At 61.1% G+C, this 21620-nt stretch carries 15 protein-coding genes and 2 pseudogenes; 8 read left to right on the top strand and 9 right to left on the bottom strand.

All coding sequences use genetic code 11. The annotated features are described in order from the left end of the window. Positions 1-2: 2 nt before the first annotated feature. The 8 genes from CJF39_RS16590 to CJF39_RS16555 all read left to right on the top strand — a co-directional run bounded on the left by CJF39_RS16590 (position 3) and on the right by CJF39_RS16555 (position 9485). Positions 3-1136: an acyl-CoA dehydrogenase family protein gene (locus CJF39_RS16590; protein ID WP_094994399.1), complete on the top strand. Its 1134-nt coding sequence runs from the start codon at positions 3-5 to the stop codon at positions 1134-1136. Continuing rightward, the gene (locus CJF39_RS16585) at positions 1108-1527 is read left to right on the top strand and encodes a MaoC family dehydratase (RefSeq protein WP_094994398.1); all 420 of its coding nucleotides are present in this window, start codon (positions 1108-1110) and stop codon (positions 1525-1527) included. Before CJF39_RS16590 ends, CJF39_RS16585 begins: the two co-directional genes overlap by 29 nt. 18 nt (positions 1528-1545) lie before the next feature. Further along, positions 1546-2724 carry a lipid-transfer protein gene (locus tag CJF39_RS16580; RefSeq protein WP_094994397.1) on the top strand — a complete coding sequence of 393 codons (1179 nt, stop codon included), beginning with the start codon at positions 1546-1548 and terminating at the stop codon, positions 2722-2724. A gap of 9 nt (positions 2725-2733) precedes the next feature. Continuing rightward, positions 2734-3903 (top strand): acyl-CoA dehydrogenase family protein, encoded by a 1170-nt coding sequence (locus CJF39_RS16575; RefSeq protein WP_094994396.1) that lies wholly within the window; start codon positions 2734-2736, stop codon positions 3901-3903. Positions 3904-3933: 30 nt separating this feature from the next. After that, entirely contained in the window at positions 3934-5124 is a 1191-nt protein-coding gene (locus CJF39_RS16570) for an acyl-CoA dehydrogenase family protein (RefSeq protein WP_094994395.1), read from the top strand. Positions 5125-5134: 10 nt separating this feature from the next. Next, on the top strand, positions 5135-6289 hold the full coding sequence (locus tag CJF39_RS16565) for an acyl-CoA dehydrogenase family protein (protein ID WP_094994394.1): 1155 nt from the start codon (positions 5135-5137) through the stop codon (positions 6287-6289). 36 nt (positions 6290-6325) lie between these two features. Beyond that, positions 6326-8014 carry a class I adenylate-forming enzyme family protein gene (locus CJF39_RS16560; RefSeq protein ID WP_094994393.1) on the top strand — a complete coding sequence of 563 codons (1689 nt, stop codon included), beginning with the start codon at positions 6326-6328 and terminating at the stop codon, positions 8012-8014. Between the two features lie 88 nt (positions 8015-8102). Then, on the top strand, positions 8103-9485 hold the full coding sequence (locus CJF39_RS16555) for a DUF1329 domain-containing protein (RefSeq protein ID WP_432760249.1): 1383 nt from the start codon (positions 8103-8105) through the stop codon (positions 9483-9485). An 80-nt stretch (positions 9486-9565) separates the two neighbouring features. On the opposite strand, the gene bcsC is transcribed toward CJF39_RS16555, so the two are convergent. The 9 genes and pseudogenes from bcsC to bcsE all read right to left on the bottom strand — a co-directional run bounded on the left by bcsC (position 9566) and on the right by bcsE (position 21569). Continuing rightward, entirely contained in the window at positions 9566-13096 is a 3531-nt protein-coding gene (bcsC, locus tag CJF39_RS16550) for a cellulose synthase complex outer membrane protein BcsC (protein ID WP_094994391.1), read from the bottom strand. Then, positions 13084-14193, bottom strand: coding sequence for a cellulose synthase complex periplasmic endoglucanase BcsZ (gene bcsZ, locus CJF39_RS16545; protein ID WP_094994390.1), 1110 nt, complete (start codon positions 14191-14193; stop codon positions 13084-13086). Before bcsZ ends, bcsC begins: the two co-directional genes overlap by 13 nt. A 3-nt stretch (positions 14194-14196) precedes the next feature. Then, positions 14197-15357, bottom strand: a pseudogene (locus CJF39_RS16540) (cellulose biosynthesis cyclic di-GMP-binding regulatory protein BcsB); the annotation flags it as partial. Further along, a pseudogene (gene bcsA, locus CJF39_RS16535) lies at positions 15357-17732 on the bottom strand (UDP-forming cellulose synthase catalytic subunit); the annotation flags it as partial. The pseudogenes bcsA and CJF39_RS16540, both read right to left, overlap by 1 nt. Then, positions 17729-18451, bottom strand: coding sequence for a cellulose biosynthesis protein BcsQ (gene bcsQ / locus CJF39_RS16530; RefSeq protein WP_094994388.1), 723 nt, complete (start codon positions 18449-18451; stop codon positions 17729-17731). The gene bcsQ and the pseudogene bcsA, both read right to left, overlap by 4 nt. Continuing rightward, positions 18448-18699, bottom strand: coding sequence for a cellulose biosynthesis protein BcsR (gene bcsR / locus CJF39_RS16525; protein ID WP_094994387.1), 252 nt, complete (start codon positions 18697-18699; stop codon positions 18448-18450). The genes bcsQ and bcsR overlap by 4 nt, the downstream gene beginning before the upstream one ends. Next, the gene (gene bcsG / locus CJF39_RS16520; RefSeq protein ID WP_094994386.1) at positions 18669-20321 is read right to left on the bottom strand and encodes a cellulose biosynthesis protein BcsG; all 1653 of its coding nucleotides are present in this window, start codon (positions 20319-20321) and stop codon (positions 18669-18671) included. Before bcsG ends, bcsR begins: the two co-directional genes overlap by 31 nt. Continuing rightward, a complete protein-coding gene (gene bcsF / locus CJF39_RS16515; RefSeq protein ID WP_094994385.1) occupies positions 20308-20508 on the bottom strand; it encodes a cellulose biosynthesis protein BcsF in 201 nt (66 codons plus the stop codon). The genes bcsG and bcsF overlap by 14 nt, the downstream gene beginning before the upstream one ends. After that, a complete protein-coding gene (gene bcsE, locus CJF39_RS16510; protein ID WP_249275381.1) occupies positions 20505-21569 on the bottom strand; it encodes a cellulose biosynthesis protein BcsE in 1065 nt (354 codons plus the stop codon). The genes bcsF and bcsE overlap by 4 nt, the downstream gene beginning before the upstream one ends. Positions 21570-21620 lie beyond the last annotated feature (51 nt).

The raw sequence follows: 21620 nt of genomic DNA, 5'->3' as shown, positions 1-21620 counted from the left end.
GTATGGATTTCGAATTCACAGAGGATCAACACGCGATCGCTGAAATGGCCGGCAGCGTGTTTGCCGACTATTGCACCGACGACCGCCTGCGCCAATTTGATACGGGCGATCAGGCCTTCATGGAACCGCTGTGGGAGCTGTGCATAGAGACTGGTTTGCAAGCCTTGGCCATTCCTGAAGCTCAGGGTGGCAGCGGGTTGGGCATGGCCGACCTGATGCAGGTGCTGCAAGCCCAGGGCAATGCCTTGGGGCAAGTGCCCTTGTGGCGCCATCAATTGGCGGCGGCCACCCTCGCCGGTTTCGGTGATGACACCTTACAAGCCTGGGCCACGGAGGCGGCGGCAGGGCGTGCGCTGCTGACGCTGGACCTTGGTGGTTTGCACAGTGCCCTTGGGGTGCAGGTGCATGCACATCCCCACGCGCAGGGCTGGCAGTTGAAAGGCCGCGTGTCGGCACTGGCCTTGGCCGAGCAGTCCCAGGCCGCGCTACTGCTGGTGATGGCGGAAGGACAACCGCGACTGGCCTGGGTCGAGCTGGCGGCCAAGGGCATCACGCATGTGCCCGGGCGCATGACCCACGGCGAGGCCATCGCGGACCTGCGCATTGACGGACTGATTATCGGGGCCGGGCAGCTGTTGCCCACCGCGGCCTTGCAATGGCTAGAACCCCGGGCCACGGCCGCGCTGGCGGCGTTGCAATTGGGTGTCAGTGCCGAGCAGTTGCGGCGCACGGTGGCGTACGTCTCCGAGCGCCGTCAGTTCGACCGCGCCATCGGCAGTTTTCAGGCGGTGCAAATGAGCATGGCCGACGCCCACATCGCACTCGAAGCCCTGCGCAGTTGCCTCTGGCAATTGTGTTACCGCCTCGACGCCGGCCTGCCGGCGCCATCCGAAGCACTGGCCACGGCCTGGCAAGCGTGCGAAGCCGGGCATGTGATCGGGCACAACGCGCAGCACGTACATGGCGGCATTGGCGTCGACCTGACCTACCCGATGCACCGTTTTCTCTACTGGAGCCGGGCACTTGGCAATGCGCTGGGCGGTTCGGCCGCCAGCCTTGAACACCTCGGCAATTGGCTGAGCCACCACGACAAGCTGGGATGGAAATATGACCTCGAAGAACACCAAGCGCTTTGACGACGTGCGCCCCGGCGAGACCCTGCCGGAACTGGCCATTCCTATTACCGTTGGCCTGATTACCGGGGGAGCGATTGCCACGCGCGATTACTTCCCAGGTCATCACGACATGCAGGCGGCGCAGGCACTGGGCTCGCCGCACATCTTCATGAACATCCTGACCACCAACGGGCTGGTGCAGCGTTATGTCGAAGAGTGGGCAGGCCCGCTAGCGCGCTTTGCTTCCTTGAAGATCAAGTTGGGGGCGCCGAATTACCCCGGCGACTGCATGACCTTCAACGGCGTTGTCAGCCATCAAGACGCAGCCACGCGCACGGTGGAAATCACCCTCAGCGGCAAAAATTCCATGGGCAACCACGTGACCGGCACGGTCGCGCTGGTTTTACCCTGACAGCGGGAGACAGTTCACATGTCGCAATCGTCACTCTCCGGGCGCGCCGCCATTGTTGGTCTGGGCGCCACCGAATTCTCGAAAAATTCCGGGCGCACCGAACTGCGTCTGGCGATGGAAGCCACCCTGGCGGCCCTTAAAGACGCAGGTATCAACCCTGCTGACGTGGAGGGGTTCAGCTCCTACTCGGTGGACAAGGTGCCCGAGTATGAAATCGCCCGCCTGCTGGGCTGTAAAGACGTCAAGTTCTTCTCCCAGGTGCCCCACGGCGGTGGCGCGGCCTGCGCGCCCATCATGCACGCCGCCATGGCGGTGGCCACAGGTGTGGCCAAAGTCGTGGTGGTGTACCGCGCCATGAACGAGCGTTCGTGGTACCGGTTTGGCAGCGGCAGCTATGGCTTTGCCTCCACGCCGATCTTTGAAAACGTCAATTACGGCTGGTACATGCCCCACGGTCTGCATACGCCGGCATCGTGGGTGGGCATGTTTGCCCAACGGTATATGCACACCTACGGCGCCACCTCGGAAGATTTCGGCCGCGTGGCCGTGGCCGTGCGCGACTTTGCCGCCACCAACCCGGCCGCCTTCTTTTACGGCAAGCCGATCACGCTGCAAGAGCATCAAGCGTCGCGCTGGATCTGCGAACCGTTGCACTTGCTCGATTGCTGCCAGGAATCCGATGGCGCCGTGGCCATGGTCATTACCTCGGCCGAGTACGCCAAGGACCTGCGCCAGAAGCCGGTGATGATCAAAGCGGGGTCCCAGGGCATCACCTCGGGGCAGCAGATCATGACCTCGTTTTACCGCGATGACATTACCGGGCTGCCGGAGATGGGCGTGGTCGCCAAAGAGCTGTATCGCCAATCAGGGCTGGGGCCGGACGCGCTGCAAACCGCCATTATCTACGACCACTTCACGCCGTTTGTACTGCCGCAACTGGAAGAGTTCGGTTTGTGCGAGCGGGGCGAAGCCAAGGAATTCATCCGGGCCGGGCACCATGCCCGAGGTGGCAAGCTGCCGATCAACACCCACGGCGGCCAGTTGGGCGAAGCCTATATCCACGGCATGAACGGTGTAGCCGAGGCAGTGCGTCAAGTGCGCGGCACCTCGGTCAACCAGGTCGATGATGTGCACAACGTGCTGGTTACCGCCGGCACCGGCGTGCCTACCAGCGGTTTGATTCTCGGCGCAGCCTAAGGAGCTTTTATGTTCGTTGACCTTACGCCCGAACAACATGCCCTGCGCCATACCGTGCGCGATTACTTTCAACACTTGATGACACCGGCTTTGCGCGCACAGTTGCGCGGCAAGGAAGGCGGCGAGCTGTACCGCGACACGATCCGCCAGATGGGGCGCGATGGCTGGCTGGCGGTGGGATGGCCCAAGGAACATGGCGGTCAGGGGTACGGGCCGACCGAGCAGTTCATCTTCTTTGAAGAAGCCAACATTGCGGGTGCGCCCCTGCCGTTTGTGACCATCAGCACTGTCGGTCCCGCCTTGATGGCATACGGCACCGAGGCGCAGAAAGCCCAGTTTTTGCCGGGTATTGCAGCCGGGGAAATCATCTTTGCCATCGGCTATTCGGAACCGGAGGCAGGCAGTGACCTGGCGATGCTGAAAACCTCGGCGCGCCTGGAAGGCGATCACTTTGTGGTCAATGGCAACAAACTCTGGACCTCTGGCGCGGAATCGGCGGATTACATCTGGCTGGCCGCGCGAACCGACCCGGAGCGCCCTCGGCATAAAGGCGTGTCTATCCTGATTCTCGACACCCGGGCCGAGGGCTTTTCAACCACCGTCATCCCGACCACCAGCAACCCGACGGCCGCCACGTACTACGACAACGTCAAGGTGCCGCAGGGCATGCTGGTCGGTGAGTTGCACGGCGGCTGGAAGCTCATCACCGCGCAGCTCAATCACGAGCGGCTCGGGTTGGGTGCGTGGTCGGACAAGGTGGTGGGGCTGTTCCGGCGTGTCTGGGCGTGGGCGCGTCAGCCTGACGAAAATGGTGTGCGCGCCATGGATACCGCGTGGGTACGTGCCGGGCTGGCCGAGTGCTATGCGCGTCTGGAAGCCATGCGCCTGATCAATCTGCGCATTGCCGCCGATCTGGAGCGTGATCGCATGGACGTGGCGCTGGCGTCCACCACCAAGGTGTACGGCTCGGAATCCGGGATCGAGATTTTGCGCCTGCTGAGCAACATCGTCGGTGCCAGCGGTTTGGTGCGCAGCGGGTCAGACGCCGCTGTGCTGCACGGTGACCTGGAGTACGAAGTGCGGGCCTCGGTGACCCTGACGTTTGGCGGTGGCACCAATGAAATCCAGCGCGAGCTGATCGCCCAATTCGGCCTGGGCATGCCACGCACCCAGCGTTAACCCGTTTCCCATGATCAACAGGTGAGTCACATGAGTGCGATTGATCAGTTCAGAGAACAAACCCGCAGTTGGCTTGAAGCCAATTGCCCGCCCTCGCAACGCAAGGCGATTCCTGAAGGGGAACTGGTGTGGGGTGGCCGTGAGGTGGCGTTTGCGAGTGAAGACGCCCGCGTCTGGTTTGAACGCATGCGCGATAAAGGCTGGTTTTGCCCCGATTGGCCCGTCGAATACGGTGGCGGGGGCTTGAGCCCTGAATACAACGCGGTGCTGGAAAGCGAACTGCGGCGCCTGAAATGCCGTCCGCCACAGATCAACCTCGGCATCTGGATGCTCGGCCCGGTGTTGCTGGAATTTGGCACCGAAGAACAGAAAAAAACGTTGTTGACCCCCATGACCCGCGGTGAAGTGCGCTGGTGTCAGGGGTTTTCGGAACCGAATGCGGGCTCCGACCTGGCCAGTCTCAAGACATCGGCCAAGGACGCGGGCGACCATTTTGTGGTGGATGGCAGCAAAATCTGGACCTCGTACGGCGACAAATCTGACTGGATGTACGCGTTGGTGCGTACCGATCCCGCAGCGAGCAAACACACGGGCATCAGCCTGATTGTGCTGGACATGAAAAGCCCCGGTGTCAGCGTCGCGCCAATTGATTTGATCAGCGGCAAATCCGCCTTCTGCCAAGTGTTTTTCGATGGCGTGAAGGTGCCCAAAAGCCAACTGATCGGCCCGCTCAATGGTGGCTGGAATCTGGCCAAACACCTGTTACAGCACGAACGCAAGGCCATGTCCAAGTTCGGCGAGTTCAGTTTGCCGACGCATTTTCATTTGCTGTCGCTGGTGCAGGACTACCTGCCGAACCCGCAGGGACAGTCTGAACACGCGCTGGTGGCGCGGGCTGTCGCGTGCGCCATGGATGAGCAGGCTTACAACCTGACTGTCCAGCGCATGGGCGAAGAGGCCCGGGCCGGGCAAGACGTCAGCGGGCTGATGTCGATCATGAAACTGGTGCACACCGAACAGGAGCGCAACAAGTTTGAAGTGCTGCTGGAGGTCATGGGGTATCACGCGCTGGGTTGGGACAAGGACGCTTTCACCCCGCAGGAACAGGCCATCACCCGCGGCTGGTTGAACAGCTTCGCCCTGACGATCTCGGGCGGCGCTTCGGAAATCCAGCTCAATGTCATCGCCAAGCGGGTCCTCGGCCTGCCTGACGTGAAGTAAGGAATCCACCATGACTCTGCTTTATAGCGAAGAACAACGGCTACTGGCCGACAGCGCCCGCGAGTTTCTGGCAGCCCGCAGCCCGGTCACACGGCAACGTGCACTGCGCGATGAGCACCGTGCACCCGGTTTTGACACGCAGGTGTGGCAGGACGCCGTGGCGCTGGGCTGGAGTGCGATTCCGTTCCCGGAAAACCTCGGCGGGCTGGACTTTGGCTGCATGGGGTTGGGGCCGATTTTTGAATCCATCGGCCAAAACCTCAGCGCCACGCCGTTGCTGTCCAGCGTGGTACTCAGCGGCTCGCTGATGCACGTGCTGGGCAATGCGCAGCAGCAAGACGTGTGGTTGTCTTCGGTGATCAACGGCGAGCGCCGTCTGGCCCTGGCCCTGGAGGAGCGTCCGCGTCACAGCCCGCAGTGCGTGAATTTGACCGCGCAAGCGGATGGCGATGGTTACGTCCTTGATGGCCACAAGTACTTTGTGGTCGACGGGGTCGGTGCCGATGCGTATCTGGTGGCGGCGCGTACCGCACACACATCGATTCCGGAGCAGGGCATCAGCCTGTTTCTGGTGCCTGCCAATGCACCGGGCCTGACGGTCAGCGCGTTGCCCCTGATTGACTCGCGCAACCATGCGCAAGTGCGCCTGGAACAGGTGCGACTTGGCGCCGATGCGTTGCTGGGCGATCCGGGCACAGCGTGGCCTGCGCTGAACACGGCGCTGGACCGGGGCCGGGTGTGCCTGGCGGCTGAACTGTTGGGCATGGCCGAAAAACTGTTTGAAATGACCCTCGATTACCTCAAGACCCGGGTCCAGTTTGATGTCGCGATCGGTTCGTTTCAGTCGCTGCAACATCGGGCGGCGCAGTTATATGTCGAACTGTCACTGGCACGCAGTGCCGTGATGGCCGGGCTTGCCGCGCTGGACGACCCGGCGTTGGCTGAGGGCGAGCGTCAGCGGGTGGCCAGCCTGGCCAAGTGGAAGGCTGGTTCAATGGCCGTGCGCGTGGCCAATGAAGCCGTGCAAATGCACGGCGGTATCGGCGTGACCGACGAGCTGGATGTCGGGTTGTTTCTTAAACGCATCCGCGTTGCCCAAGCGTGTCTGGGGGATGCCGATTTCCACTGCGAGCGCTACGCCTCGCTGGCGTTCGCGCCCGCCTGAGTCGGTATAGGCGCTTAACGTCTGGAGAATAACAAGATGAAGCTTGAGCAATGGCAGGGCGCCTGGCAGCAACTGATTGGCCCGGGCTCGCCCTATGAAGTTCAGACCACAGCGGGCAGCGGCCTGAAGTACTTCCGCCACACCGCCGCCAACGTGTGGGCAGCCATCGACAGCGGTCGGGTGCACGGGGACCGCGAATTTTTGGTGTGGGAACAGCAGCGGCTGACGTTCAGCCAATTTTTCGATCAGGTGGACCGTCTCGCCGGGCAACTGGTGCGGCGCTTTGGCGTGCGCCAGGGGGATCGTGTCGCCATTGCGATGCGCAATCAACCGGCGTGGCTGGTGGCGTTTGCCGCCGTCCAGCGCTGCGGTGCCGTGTGTGTGCCGCTCAATAGCTGGGGCCTGCGCGATGAGTTGTTTCATGGTTTGCAAGACAGCAATGCTCAGGTGCTGGTGTGCGATGCACCACGCTTGCAGCTGTTAGCCCGCGACCTGCGTGAGCAGGGGCTGGCGACCGTGGTGGTGGGCACGCCTGACGGCACGCCACTGGAAGAACATTGCCAGCGCCTTGATGACCTGCTCGCGGAGCCGCCCGTGCGTGTTCCGGCAGCGACTGTCAGTGCCGATGATCCGGCGCTGATTCTGTACACGTCGGGCACCACCAGTCTGGCCAAGGGCGTACTGTCGACGCACCGTGCGGTATGTCAGGCGCTGGTGGCGCTGGAGTTTCAGGGCGCATTTTGCGCGGTGAGTTCGCCCGAGCGCATCAGTGTGGTGATCAACAGTGGCTATGCGCCGACGACGCTGATGGCGGTGCCGTTGTTTCATGTCAGCGGTTTGCACGCGCAGTTTCTGCTGGCCTTGCGCAGCGGTCGACGCCTGCTGCTGATGTACAAGTGGGACGTTGAAACGGCCCTGGACCTGATTCGCGACGAACAATGCACCCAGTTCAACGGCGCGCCGGTGATGATGCAGCAGCTGTTGACGTCACCGCGTTTCGGCACCGCTGACACCCGGAGCTTGTTCGGCCTCGGGCTGGGCGGTGCCGCTCCCTCCAGCAGCCTGCTGGCACATTTGACCCAGCGTAAACCTGAAGCCGTCGGCGGCAGTGGTTATGGCTTGACGGAAAGCAATGGCATCGGCGCTGCGATTGGCGGCGATCAGTTCGTTTATAAACCGGCTGCTGCCGGCTGGCCACTGCCCATCGTGGATGTGCGCATCGGCGACAGCCCCGATCATCCGGTGCCTGCGGGTGTCAGCGGTGTGATCTGGCTGCGCTCGCCAACCTTGATGAGCGGCTACTGGAACCTGCCCGATGCCAGCGCGCAGACCTTGCAAAATGGCTGGCTGGACACCGGAGACATCGGAATGCTCGATGACGAAGGTTTCCTCTATATCACCGATCGCGCCAAAGACTTGATCAATCGCGGCGGCGAAAAAATCTCCGCCGCGGAAGTGGAGTCCTGCGCCTGTGAAATGCCTGGCGTAATCGAAGCGGCGGCTTTGGCCATGCCCGATGAGGCATTGGGCGAAGTGGTATTGCTGGTGGTCAGCGGCGAGGCGGGCCGGGCCCCGGACAGTGACGCACTCAAGGCCTTCATGGCGGCGCGGCTGGCCAGTTACAAAGTTCCGGCACGGATTCACGTGCAGCACACCCCGTTCGAACGCAACGCCTCGGGCAAAACCCTCAAGGGCGTGCTCAAGACGCTGCTACTCAGCGCCTGATTAGTCTTTGTGGACGATGTATACGGCTGCAGATGGCGAAGAATGGCACCACACCCCCAGCAAGCTTTATTCGCGTAGGAGGCAATACATGAAAATAACAAGAACAGGCGTCATGCTCGCAGCCACCCTGACCGTCAATGGACTGGCGATCAGTGCCGCAATGGCCCAGGTGTCCCCCGAAGAGGCGGCCAAATTGGGCAAGGAGCTGACCTGTGTCGGCGCCGAAAAGGCCGGTAACGCGGCGGGCACCATTCCGCCTTACACCGGTAAGTACCTGGGGGAGGTGCCGGGCTGGAAACACGTCAAATTCTCCGGCGACCACCCGGTCGACCCTTACGCTGACGAAAAGCCGATTTTGGTCATTACCGCGCAGAACATGGCGCAATACGCCGATCAACTGTCCGAGGGCCAGAAAGCGCTGCTCAAGCGCTACCCGGATACCTACAAGATGAACATCTACCCCGGCCACCGCGATTACCGTTACCCGGACTACGTGTGCCGCCGGGCCATGAGCAATGCGTTGAATGCCAAGCTGGTGGATGACGGCATGGGCATCGAAGGGCTGGGGCAAATTCCGTTCCCGATCCCGAAGAACGGCATGGAGCTGTTGTGGAACCACCAATTGCCGGCACGCGCCTGGACGGAAGATAAAACCAGCGACCTGGCGTCGGTATTGCCCAATGGCAGTATTGGGTGGGGCCGTGCCTACGGCAAAGGGCTGTCGCCTGCCAACTCACCGACCGTGGAGCCGCGCACCGAGGACAAGCTCCAGTCCTACACCAACAACACCACCCTCAAGCCCGCACGGGATAACGGGGTCATCAACATTGCCCACGAACCCTACAACTTCAAGACCGACCCGCGTCAGGCCTGGACCTACAGCCCTTCGACCCGCCGTGTGCGCCAGTTGCCGGGTTATGGTTATGACCAGCCGATGATTGGCACCAACGGCACCATGACCGTGGACGAAGACCGGTTGTACAACGGCTCGCCGGAGCGTTTTACCTGGAAGTTGATCGGCAAGCGTGAAATGTACATCCCGGCCAATGCCTACAAGGCAAATGCGGGCACGGCGAAATATGCTGACCTGTTGACTGTCAATCACCCGAACCCGGACTACATGCGCTATGAGTTGCGCCGTGTGTGGGTGCTCGAAGCCGACTTGAAGGAAGGCTACCGTCACGTCTATGGCAAGCGCGTGCTGTTCATTGACGAGGACACCTGGCATTCGGTGATGGCCGATAACTACGATTCCCGCGGGCAGTTGTGGAAGCACGCCATGATCAACTACTTCTACCACCCGGACATGAGCGCCTGGCAGGCAGGTTCGCAATTCTTCATGGACTTGAACTCGGGCCAGTACACCGGTTACGGGATGACGAACGAGTCCAAGAAAGGGGCGATTCTGAACGAAGGCAAATTCACTGCCGATCAGTACACCGCTGACGCAGCACGGGCCATGGGACGTTAATTAACCGCTGTAAAACGACGCGCCGCCTGCCCCGGTGATGCCCTTGTAACAGGGCATTGCGGGGCAGGCGGCGCGTTTTTTTATCTGAAGTCTGCGTACGGAATCAGCGGCTCCACCGGTAATGGCAGGTTGCCTTGCCACGGATCGAAGGTATAGCGCAGGTACATCAACGCGCGGCTGGGCGCGTAATCGTCGCTGTGCTGGTAGAGCACACCTGCACCCAACACCAGGTTGTCGCTCAGCCTGCGTTCCACCAGCCCCTGCACTTTGTAGCCTATTCCATTGCTGGCACTGGACGCCGTCTTGCCCAACGGCTCGGCCAGTTCATAACCCGCCTGGTCCAGCGCCCCCAACAGTTTTGAGTTCAAGCCGTTGAGCGGGTAGAGGTCGTTGCCATCAGACTTGGAGTGGGACCAACTGACCGAGCTTTCCAGTGACACCGACCAGTTGGCGGTGCGAAAGGCGTAGTTGAGCGGCACACCGATCGAGTAGTACTGCTGCGGGCTGTAATACCCGCCCTGGCCCAAGGTGTATTCGCTCAAATCCTGATCGTAGCTCCAGTACATGAGGGTCAGGCCGGTGCGCATGCGCTCATCGGCACTGTCACGCAAACGGTAGTAGTAACCGGCCATGGCGGTGTTTTTATGGTTGTCGGCCACGTTTTTACCGCGCAGCCAGTGTTGCCCGAGGCTGGCCCAAACCCCGTCCACGCCGCCTTCGTCGTGGCTAAGCCCAAGTGTCACGCCGTTGGATGTCACGCCACCCCAGGTCACGCCAGTGTTGCGATCCGTCGCGCCGCTGTAGGACAGAATCGAGTTGCTCAGGGGCCGACGCGAGCCGGTCAGCGTCCAGCCCACCGATCCGATTTTGTTGCTGTACGACACGCCGCCCAGCCAGTTGGGCACCTTGAACGTGTCCGGGGTGCGGCCGACGTCGATTTCCCAGGTTTCATTCTTCCACCCGGTAGCCAGGGTCGTGCCGCGTGCCGATTGCGAGTGATTGTCACAGCCCGAGAACACCGGTTCTGACGTTCCTTTTGCAACCACACCGACGGAGCACGTGCCGTAGTTTTCGCGCACCAAGCCGTCATCGTCGGTCTTGAACTTGCCCGCATCCATGTCCAGTTGCTCGGCTCGCAGCCAGCCTGTGCCGTCCACCACCGGCAGGTCGAGTTGCAGGATAGTGGTTTGGGTATCGGTATCGGATGTGCCTTTCGAGGCGTTGTCCGAGCGCCAGCCGTAGTCGGTATACAGGTGCACCGTCGGGTTCTGGCGCTGGTACAGCTCATCGACGTCACTGCGCAGGCTGCCTGGCAGCCATTCGTCATTGTCCTTGGCCCGGCTGGCCAAGGTCATGGCGCGGTTATCGCGCGGGTTCGCTTGCTCAGGGGTGATCAACCCGGCACCTGCCATGCCCTTGGCGTAATAGTCCAGGGCCTGTTGCGGCGCCTTGGCCGCGATCAGGCGCGCCGCGTCGCGGTATACCACGGGCTCTGCCTGCGGGCTTTTGAGCAGTTCGGTGAACAGGGCGCTGGCTTTTTCCGGTTCCCCGACTTCTGACCAGGCATTGGCCAGCCGCCGTTGTTCAGAGGCACTCAGTTCGGTGCCTGCGGCCGGTGTGAATTGGGTCAATTGCTGGCGCGCCGCAGGCAATTGGCCGGCACTGATCAGCGTTTCAATCTGCCCCAACCGGGCGCTCGTGTTGCCCGGCTCTTGTTGCAGCACCTGGTTGTAGAGTGCGCCGGCCTGGAGGGTGTCGCCGCGCTCGCTCGCCCAACGGGCCACGGTCAGCATGTCGTCGGTGCTGGGCTTTTGCATCAGCAGCGCAATGGCTTCAGGTTCCTGACCGGCTTCACGCAGGCGTTCTGCACGGGCCACCAGCAGGTTGCGTTGCAGACGGGCGCCCAATTCGCGCATCGCATCCGTCCAGCGGGTGCCGGGCAGCTGTTCCAGCACACTCAGCGCGCTGGCATCGCGGTCGGTACTCGACAGGTAGAGCGCATAGGCATACAACGCTTCGGGATTTTGCCCCTGACGGCGCATCAATTGTTTGAAACTGTCGTCTGCGGCGCCGGGCTGGTTGATCTCCCGTTGCGCATTGGCCAGCCGGTAGGTGAGCCAGGGCTCGTCCGGGGTCAGCGTGCGAATTTTGCTTAACAACGCCACCACCTGTGGCCAGTCTTTGCGGGCGCTAGCGGCATCGGCCTGCTGATTCAGTTCGTCCAGTTCAAAACCGCGACGCAGCCCGGCAAACTCTTGCTGGTTGGAGGCGGGCAAGCTGTTGAGGAATGCCTTGGCCTTATCCGCAGATTGCGCGCTGTACAACCTCACCAGGGCCCGAATGGCGCTGCCATTGCCGGGCTCCAGCTTGCGCGCCTGCAACAACAGGGCTTCGGCCTGGATGTCATTGAGCTCGCCACGTGCGGCCGCCGCCAACCCGATCAACGCGTCGGCATCGCGGGGTTTGGCCTTGCGCGCCTGTTCGAACGCGCGGCGTGCGGCAGCGTAGTCCTTGCGATCCAGTGCCTTGTCGCCCTGACTGAGCAGCATCAGGTAGTGGCTGGCATCCATCAGGTCTTGCCACTGACTCATGTAAGAGGTGTCTTGCTCCTTGCTGCGCGCCAGGATGAAGGTGGCATTGGCTTCTTCATAGCGGCTCTGGCGCAGCAACGCCAGGCCCAGCGCGCCATACAGGCTCGGATCGTCGGGGTAGCGTTTGATCGCCCGGCGCAACAGTCCTTCTGCCACCGCAGGCGAGCGCTGCTGCTCGATCATCTGCTTGCCTTGCGCACCGGCGACCCATGCCGGATCTGCCAGCAGGCGTTGCTGATTGAGCAGGATCTGATTGGCTTCAACCACAGCCTGTGACGCTGGATAGCGCTTCACAAACGCCTGCCAGGCCTGCACGGTCTTGTTCTCTACCGGCAAGCTCTTCAAGTATTCGTATTCACGATCGGCTGCCGCGTTGCTGGCTTGCGGGTCGCTGGAGAGTTGATCGAGCACCGCCAGTGCTTCGGCCGGGCGCTTTTCTCTGAACAGCAAATCGGCCAGTGTCTGTCGCAACCCCGCGTTACCGGGGTATTGGCTGTCGAGGGTGCGCAGTTGCTCAATCACTTTGGGACGCTGGCCGGGGATATTGCTGCGGATGCGCAGGTATTCGAGCGCTGTGGCGAAATCCGGTGGCGCATCGCCGAACAGGCGTTCAAAAACCGCACTGGACTCTTCAGGGCGTCCGGCGGCGGCCAGCAGACGCGCTTCTTGCAGTGCTTTCTGGTTCTGCGGGTCTTGCAGCTTCATCAGGCTTTGCGCCTGGCGCAGGGCAGCTGAGTCGGGTGCGACCTGTTGCAGGTGAGCCAGACGCTCACGGGCCAGGTCCGGTTTTTTCTCCAGCAGCGCCTGACGAATCGACGCCACCAATGCCTGCGGGTTATCCGGGGCAATCAGTTCCAGCCGCGCCAGGGAGTCACGCACCAGGTCTTCGCGGTACATGGCTTCGCCGATGCGCACTTGTTCCAGCAGCCATTGCTGCTGGTCCTGAACACTGGAGGGTTGCGCCATCACGGCGGTGGACAGGCCACTGAGCACAAAGGCCCATGTTTTTATTGTTCGCATGTGTCAATCCAGGCCGGTAATAACTGTCCATTCTTGTCGAAGCGGTAACGCTGTTCATCCCAGCCCTGACCAAACAAGGCCAGCGACTGGTTGTAGTACGCATCGGTGGCCAGCGGCTCTTGCTGCACACGCTGTTTTTGTACCGCGTAGGCAGGTGAGCCTGCGCTGGCCAGCAGGGGCAGCAACGCAGCGGAGAACCCTGTTGGCCCTTTCCCTTTGTAGGCGCCGGTCACGGCGTCCACTGTTTCGGGAGGATAGCCCAGGGTTTGGGTGAGGGAGACCATGGGCGCGAAATGCTGCTGCAAGGTGTGGCGGTTGGCGGCATCCTCCGCCAGCATGCCCACCCACAGGTAGACCCGGATCGCGTCGTAGTCACCGGCGCTGCCGTTCTGCGTATCGGGCGCCCAACCACTGCCGGATTTCCACATCAGCCAGTCCGGGGCAAACCCCTTCGGTGAGCCTTCCAGCAACATACGCTGCTGATTGTTCGCCACTTCAGCCCACACCGGCGACAACTGGGCAAAGCGCGCCATCAATTGTGGCGGCGTGTAGCTGGGGTTGAGGCGCCAGCCATCAGCCTTATCGAACCCCACGTCACCGGGCAACATCATCAACCCCAGCTTGGGCAGTTTGCGCACACTTTGCGCTGCACTGCGCCAGAGCATGTTTTGCCCCAGCGTGCTGTACCTCGGCTCATCCCACAGGCGACCGGCTTCGAGCAGTGTGTAGGCGATCCACAAGTCCGAGTCAGTGGCGTTATTGGCGTCCAGCACTTGCCACTTGCCGTCCTTGGAACGCCCCCACAACCAGGCAGGCAGGTTGGCTTCCAGATTGCCACCTGCCAAATTGTTGCGGGTCCAGTCAAGGATGCGTTCAAAGCTGGCTTTGTCATTGGCCAACAGGGCAAAAAACAAACCGTAACTCTGGCCTTCGGAGGTGCTGATCAGTTGTTCGGTCGAGCGATCGATGATGCGCCCGTCAGGACTCATCATCGCCGCTTTGTAACTGTCCCAGGCGGGCCAGTCACAGGTGACCGCGACCGCTGAAGCGGGCAATCCGATGGGCACGCTCAGGACGAGTGCCGCCAGTGTTTTCATGCCTTATTCATCCTTGTGCAGACGACGGTCAGCAGCCCAACGCAGGGCACGCCACAGCAGGAACGCTGTCAGCAAAATGCTGATGACGGCCAGGGCTGCCAGCAACACCGGGTGCTCCGACAACTGGTACCACAGCAGCAGCCACCAAGGCAGGCTGCCCACGTAGTAGGTATCACCCACCAACTGGCTGTACACGCCGCTGTTACGGATCAATGACACGGAACCGGCCACGGCGTTGAGCTTGCCCGAATCGCCCAGGGTTTCACGTATCAGGCTGTAATCGGCGTCGTCGTTGCCCAGCAGCGCGACGACACTGCGTTGGTTGTGGTGCGGCGACTGCATGCCCATGATCGCGGCAATCGGCGCCTGGGCGCTGACTTCAACCCGATTGGCAGGCTGGTTGCTGTCGATATCCGCCGGTCCGCGACGGTTGCTCTCTTTGATACCGCTGTTGTTATAAGGCTGTACCAGCATGTCGCGCTGGCGTTGCAACACCACATTCAAGTCCGGGTTGTCGCGCAGGTCTGGCGCCAGTTGCCCCAGCAGCAGCAAGTCGGCGTCTTCTTTGGACGCGCTGTTCCAGTCGTCGCTCAGGCGCAAGCCAAAGGCCGGGTAGCCGGAGCGTGCAGAAATGCCCGCCACCGCCTCCAGCAACGTGCTGACCAGTGTCGGGGTGGTGTGCTGGGGTACGACGACAATGGATTCGGACATGTCCGCCATGCGGCTGAACGGGAAACCACTGCGGGCAAACGCTTTGAGGTCCGGCATGTTGATGTAGTGGTGGTAGCCCGACAGGTCAATGGTGGAGTCTTCGTCAATGATTGCCTGGGTGTTGGCCGGCAAGATGGTCTGGCAACGGTCGCGTTGGGCGCTGCCGACGGTGCTGGCGAAGTTGAAGTCAAAGCGCAGGCGGTTACGGTCACCGATTTTCAGCGACGGAACGATGAGTTTGTCCGTGGCGTTGGCCGAGTCGTTGGCCAGCACAGCCAGGCGTAATTCTTCCAGGCTGCTGGTGCCTTTGGCCTGCAACGGCAGGCTGGTGATGAACTGGTCGTTGAGGCTGATGTTCAGGCGCGAATCATCGTTGGCCGACGGCGCGGTGTAACGGTATTGGGTGCGCAGCGGGATGCCCTGGTTACGCCATACGAACAGGTCCGGTGGCAGGCATCCGCCCGGCCAAAGGTGCATTGAACGAACTCGACCCGCTGCTGTGGCGTCAGTTGCGACAGGCTCAACCCCATGAACAGCCCGCCGGAACGGGTCAGGGTGCCGGGGAACAGAAATTCCCGATTACCACGCTGCACGATCAGCGACACTGGCGTGCCCACCGGCAGTTGCAGCGGCTCATTGAGTTGCAGCCCGGCGCCGCCATCGGAGTAGTCCACCAGTTCGCAGGGGTAGCTGTGCCCGTCGCTGAGTTTGATAGCGCCCGGCAGTCGGGTTTGCACCCGGTGGGTCTGGCGGACCTGACGCACTTCCGCGGCAACAGCCACGGCAGCCCCGATAATCAACAGGTTGTAAATCACCCACAGCACACTGACAAAAATAGTGATGATTTCGTCTTTGGGCCCGGTAAAGATCCGCCATACCGCAAACCCCAGGCCCAGCATGTTGAGGGCTGACAGCACCAGGTAAGGCCGTGCGGTTCGCCAGTCGAACTGGTTTTCCTCCATGATGCCGCCCTTGGCCGTGACGTTGAACTTGCCCCGAGACGGACTGAACAGGGCGACGGTGGTCGGCCGTGCGATGTACCAGGCCAGCACTGTTTCGTAGACCTCGCCCCAAAAGGTCTGGCGGTAGGCCCCCTGCATTCTGGAGTTGGTCAGGCTGGCGTGAATCATGTGCGGCAACACGTACAGCAGGATCATCACGGCCGGGGCATAAATGATGTAGGCGTGCAGCAACAGAAACGCCAGCGGCGCGGTGAGGAACACCAGCCGAGGAAGGCCCACCAGAAAGTGCATCATGGCGTTGGCATAGCAGATTCGCTGGAACAGGCTAAGGCCCTTGCCCAGCAAAGGGTTGTCGGTGCGGAAGATCTGCACCATGCCTCGGGCCCAGCGAATACGCTGGCCGATATGCGCCGACAGGCTTTCAGTGGCCAGCCCGGCGGCTTGCGGGATGCGCAAGTACGCCGAGTTCCAGCCCTTGCGGTGCAGACGCAACGCCGTGTGGGCGTCTTCGGTGACGGTTTCGACGGCAAAACCGCCGATTTCCTCCAGTGCCGAGCGCCTCAGAATGGCGCAAGAGCCGCAGAAAAACGCCGCGTTCCACATGTCGTTGCCATCCTGAACCAGCCCGTAAAAGAGCTCCCCTTCGTTGGGACGGTTACGGAAGGTGCCGAGGTTGCGCTCAAACGGATCAGGCGAGAGGAAGTGGTGCGGGGTTTGCACCAGTGCCAGTTTGGGGTCGGCCATAAACCAGCCGACCGTCAATTGCATAAAGGAGCGCGCGGGCATGTGGTCGCAGTCAAAAATCGCCACCAGCTCGCCGTCGGTAAGCGTCAGCGCGTGGTTGAGGTTACCGGCTTTGGCATGGCGATTATCGGCACGGGCGATGTAGTTGATGCCCACTTCTTCAGCAAAGGCTTTGAAGCTTGGACGATTGCCGTCGTCGAGCAAGTGAATGCGCAGTTTGTCTTTGGGCCAGTCGATACCCATGGCCGCATAAACCGTGCCCCGGGTGATCGCCAGTTCTTCGTTGTACGTCGGGATCATCAGATCGATCACCGGCCATTCACGCGTGTCTGCAGGCAGGGGCGCAGGCTTGCGGTTGAGTGGCCAGGAGGTTTGCACATAACCCAGAATCAAAATCAGCCACGAGTAAGTTTCGGCGGCCAGCAAGATCAGACCGCAGGTCAAGTCCAACCCGTCGTTCCAGTTCAGTGTGGAGGTGTAGCGCCACCACAGGTAGCGGCAGGAAACGATGATCGACAGCACGATCAGCAGCAGTGTCGGGAAACGCCCCGGCATCCTGCGCACCAGCATGGCGATGGCCCATAACAGGATCACGAACACCAATTGGGCCAGGTAATCGAACGGTTCGGTGACGCAGATCAGAATCAGCACCGAGGCCACGATCCCGATCGCGATGTACAGCACCTTGCGCGTTTTCCAGCGCATGGCGCTCCATTTGCGCGAGCCTTCATCCAACTGCGGGCTGATGGTCGAGGGCAGGCGCGCAAATGCATCGGACAGCGCATTCCACGGGCGCTGCACGACTTTGAGGAGGTCGAAAAGGCGCGCTCGGAAGCGACGTCGCGCCCGTTGGCGGCGCTGATGGTTTTCGTCAATCGGGCGTACAAACAGCAACCACACGGTTTGAATCGCATACCGCAGCGGGTCGCCAATGGACGGGCGCTTGTTGGCCAGATGCGGGTACAAGCGTTTGTGTTGTGCCTGCAGTGCCTGCCAGTTGGGCGATTCCAGGCGCAAGAAGATCCAGCCCAGTGCTTGCAACAGCGCAAGGATAAAAGCGGTCACGCGCGTGCAGTTCTGATCGCGGCGCAGGCGGGTGTAAGGAAACCACTGACCGATCATTCCAGCCTCCGGCCACGCACCAGGCACCAACTGGCGAAGCTGATGATGTCTTGCGTGATCAAGCTGGCGGGCGCATAGCGGCCTACTGGCTGACGACAGGCCAGCGCCTCACCCATGGCTTCATCGCTGTGCAGGTTGATGGGTATCAAAGAAGCGGTGTAGCGGTTTTGCCAAATCAGGGTCAGGTCGCGTTGCAATTGACTGCCGGGATCAAAACGGTTGACCAGCAGCCAGTTGCTGTCCTTGGGACGGGTTTGCAACAGCACATGGCAAGCGGCATCGGCGTTAATCACGCTGAAGGCGAAGTCGCACGGTGGATTGCTCGCATGGCCCGGCAAACGTTGCGGCAAGTCGAACAGCACCCAGTCAAATGCGTCACCCAACGCGGCCTGACGCTGGCGCCACAATTGAGGGTGTTGTAACAGCCAGGCATCCAGCTGAACGTGTTCTGTTTCTGTGACGTGCCCGTAAGGCAGCACGTACAACCGGTCGCTGACACGCCAGGCTGATTCATTCCAGGGCTGCTGATCCAGCGTGGCCCGCGCCCAACCGCCGTGGGGTGCAAGGTCCAGATTGAAGTGCAGGCCCAAGGTGTTCTCCGGGCACATGTCCACCACCAGCACTCTCTGCTCCATGGCATACAGCGCATACGCCAGGGCTGCCAGGCTGGCACTGGTGCCCACGCCGCCACGAATACCGCGAAAGCTGGCGGCGATCATGGCTTTTTCTCCAAGCGTGTTTGCAGACCGAGCGATTCAGCGCCGGGCGTCGCCTTGTACTGTGCTTCCAGATGGGCCAGCAAGGGCCAGCGCTCCAACGACTGCATAAGCTCCATTTGTGCAGAGACGTCGACATAGCGCAGATCAGGCAAGTCCATCATCGACTTGAGCCGGGCGATGTCATCGGCACGCTCGTTGCGCGTGAGGATATCGGCACTTATTTGAAACGCTGTGGGTAGGGCAGCCATCCGCCGTTCTCCTTGATACGCACATAGGGCTTGCCGTTGTAATCCAGTACAACCGTCCCCGAGTTTTCAGACACTTTTGCTGTTTGCGGCAGATCGGCCAGCACCTTGGACCAGTCGATGCGCTGGCCTTCGCTCAGGGCCGGGTCGGCGTACAAGCGCGCAATGATCTCGGCAATTGCCAGGTAACTGCTGGGCTGGGTGACGTGCACGGGAGACGTCTGCTTATCGTCGCCCATGTTGATCAGCTTGATGCCCACCGGCACATGGGTGATCGAGTCGCTGGGAATTTCGCGCATGCCGGAAATCTGCATGCGGTCGCCGTGCAGGGCGGCACCGTGCTCGGGCACGATCATGACCACTACGCGGCGTCCGCTTTTTTTCAACTCATTGATAAAAGCGTCCAGATCATCGAGCAGCACTTGCGCCCGGCTGCTGTAATCAGCGCGTTGAGTGCCGCCATCAGCCGTGACCATACGGTTACCGTCGTGCAAGGTGGTGGTGTTGTAAAACAGCGCGGCGTGGGGTGTGTTCTGCTCCAGACGGTGTTTCCACCACTTGCTCAGTACATCGCGGTCGCGCCAGATCGGTGAGCCATCAAAGCTCACGTAAGCACGCGGCACACCGGGCGAGGTGCCCAGCGCAGGGGCGGGTAAATGACCCTGATCGCGGACTTCCTGCAAGAAACCGTCAAATTCCCCGGTGTGGTTAAGCATCAGCTCGTTGCTGAAGCCCAGCTTGCGCAGGTCTTCGAAGAGCAGGCACTGATCGGGCGTGGCTTTATACAGCTGGGCATGGGAGACCTGACCGCAACTGGCGCGCAGCAAACGGATCGCCGCCGGGCCGCTGTAAGCGGTGGCCGAATTGAAATTGTCAAAAATCACGTCCATCTGATTAAGCAGCGGGTTGTCACGCATACCCACTTCATCCAGGTCGTCCCAAGCCAGCGAGCAAATGTTCAGCACCAGCAGGTCAAACGGCGGTGGCTCGACGGCGGGCGTCTTGAAATCGACTTTGCGCTGGGCTTCGGTCTGGTAGAACTTCTCCAGGTAGGCATTAAGCGTCGCATCGTCTGGCTCGCTGGTGACCACGGCAGGCGCTACAACGCCGGGCGTTACGCTGGCCACCGGTGCTTCTGTGGTTTGCAGGGTTTGGGGCAACAAGGCTTGTACGTTGCCCACACTCATCCAGCACAAACCGAGCAAGGTGAAGGTGGTCAAGCGCAGCCATTGGTTGAGGAAGGCATAGCCGATGATCAACAGCAACAGCAGGGCACAGACTTGCCAGTCGATGAAACGCCCGAGCAGCTCGACGATGTAATCCACCGAGAAGTCGAGCACGCCGGGTTGCGCCAGCAAGCGGCTGAAGGGTGGAAACCAGGTGTCCTGATACAGCAGCGCCACCGCCACCGGGATTGCAATGAGCGTACGCACCCGGCGCAGGAGCGGATGGGCGAGTGGAATCAGCAACACCAGGGCAAATATCAGGTTAGGCATCACCTGAAGATTCAGGTGGCCCGTCCAGGCCAACAAAAACTTGGCCAGGAAGTACAGGTTCCAAAGCCCCAGCCCTTTCCACTTTCCTGAGATTCTGGCGGGGGCGGGGGATGACTTAAACAGACTCATCGGGCGTTCTCGAAGACGAACTGGCAGGTGCACGGCGTCGTACGCCGCGAGACTTCAGGTAGCGGGGACGCAGGTACTGCTCAAAATAGATTTTCAGACGCAGGCGAAAACGGCGTGACAGCAGTGTCAGGACTACCGTGACGACACTGGTCAGCACAATGACTTCGAGCAACTCAAGAAAGGTCATGACGCAGGCTCACTCAGGGGCAACGCGACGCTTTGCGCAATTAACGGAGGGTGGATTTGAGCAACCTGCGGCGCCATCACGACATGTTCAGTGGGGATCGACAGCCCTTCAGGTGTAACGGTGGCGTTCAAGAAGGCTTCTTCGGGCAAGTCGGTCATCCCCGAGAGCACGTGCCGCTGATTGAACAAGTCGCGCCAGGGCAGTCGGCAAATGTTGCCCAGCGCCGGGTCCAGACCATCAGCGCGGCAGGCGAACAGGAACAGGTAAAGCTCGCCATTGAGCAGGCAAGCCATGTCACCGAAGCGGCGCAGACACATTTGATTCAAAAACAGCTCTGGCGCCAAACCGGGCACCGGCTGGAATTTGAGCAGTTGATGGGTGACTTCGCCGGAACTGTCGGTGTAGATCTGCTCCACGGTTTCGTAAAATTCCCGGGGGCTGACCAGTCCCCGGACCTGCGGCGGCCGCTGGCGCTCGAGCAGGGTTTCAAAGTCACTGTTCTGGCTGTATTGCCAGCGTTGGCCCTGAACACTCTCGATCATGCTCAAAAAGCGCGACAGCACAGTGCCTTCCGGGACAATCAAATTGGCGCCGCAGGCCAGGAGCAGGCGCTCGTCGCGATAGCGCACGGCCGGTTCCATCTCGCGAACCACGATTTTCAGTTCCGGGCCGCACTTTTCCCGCAAGTCGTGCAGTTGCTGCGCCAGCTCCAGCAGTTGGTGGCTGTTATCGATGGCCACAATCACGGTTGCAGCACGGGCGGACAGGGCTTGCTCAAGCAATGTCTGGCGGTTCTCGAACAAGTACCAGTGTTTCGATAACGACGGCGAGCCCTCAAGCACCGCGCGTTCTGCGAGGTAGACGTGCTGATCGTCCGCCACCCGGGGCTGGGTATCGACGGTTGTCTGTGGAATCAGGGTGAAACATTGGTCAGCCACCGACAGTTTGAATTCTTGGCCGGCGCTGACCCCCAGCTGGTTGTGCCAAAAATGCAGTTGATAGCGGATTTCGCCATTGTGCCGATACAGGCGACAGTGTAGTGGTCTAATGAAACCGGACACTCATTTAGGCGAGAATGCTCGCCATATCGAGGTGTCAGATGACCAAGCAAC

The sequence above is a fragment of the Pseudomonas lundensis genome (genome assembly GCF_002269125.1).
GTDB lineage: Bacteria > Pseudomonadota > Gammaproteobacteria > Pseudomonadales > Pseudomonadaceae > Aquipseudomonas > Aquipseudomonas lundensis_A.
This window is presented reverse-complemented; position numbering and strand designations above follow the sequence as displayed.

Coding starts and splice junctions, on each gene's coding strand:
- CJF39_RS16590 (WP_094994399.1), top strand. CDS start 3: ATGGATTTCGAATTCACAGAGGATCAACACGCGATCGCTGAAATGGCC.
- CJF39_RS16585 (WP_094994398.1), top strand. CDS start 1,108: ATGACCTCGAAGAACACCAAGCGCTTTGACGACGTGCGCCCCGGCGAG.
- CJF39_RS16580 (WP_094994397.1), top strand. CDS start 1,546: ATGTCGCAATCGTCACTCTCCGGGCGCGCCGCCATTGTTGGTCTGGGC.
- CJF39_RS16575 (WP_094994396.1), top strand. CDS start 2,734: ATGTTCGTTGACCTTACGCCCGAACAACATGCCCTGCGCCATACCGTG.
- CJF39_RS16570 (WP_094994395.1), top strand. CDS start 3,934: ATGAGTGCGATTGATCAGTTCAGAGAACAAACCCGCAGTTGGCTTGAA.
- CJF39_RS16565 (WP_094994394.1), top strand. CDS start 5,135: ATGACTCTGCTTTATAGCGAAGAACAACGGCTACTGGCCGACAGCGCC.
- CJF39_RS16560 (WP_094994393.1), top strand. CDS start 6,326: ATGAAGCTTGAGCAATGGCAGGGCGCCTGGCAGCAACTGATTGGCCCG.
- CJF39_RS16555 (WP_432760249.1), top strand. CDS start 8,103: ATGAAAATAACAAGAACAGGCGTCATGCTCGCAGCCACCCTGACCGTC.
- bcsC (WP_094994391.1), bottom strand. CDS start 13,096: ATGCGAACAATAAAAACATGGGCCTTTGTGCTCAGTGGCCTGTCCACC.
- bcsZ (WP_094994390.1), bottom strand. CDS start 14,193: ATGAAAACACTGGCGGCACTCGTCCTGAGCGTGCCCATCGGATTGCCC.
- bcsQ (WP_094994388.1), bottom strand. CDS start 18,451: ATGATCGCCGCCAGCTTTCGCGGTATTCGTGGCGGCGTGGGCACCAGT.
- bcsR (WP_094994387.1), bottom strand. CDS start 18,699: ATGGCTGCCCTACCCACAGCGTTTCAAATAAGTGCCGATATCCTCACG.
- bcsG (WP_094994386.1), bottom strand. CDS start 20,321: ATGAGTCTGTTTAAGTCATCCCCCGCCCCCGCCAGAATCTCAGGAAAG.
- bcsF (WP_094994385.1), bottom strand. CDS start 20,508: ATGACCTTTCTTGAGTTGCTCGAAGTCATTGTGCTGACCAGTGTCGTC.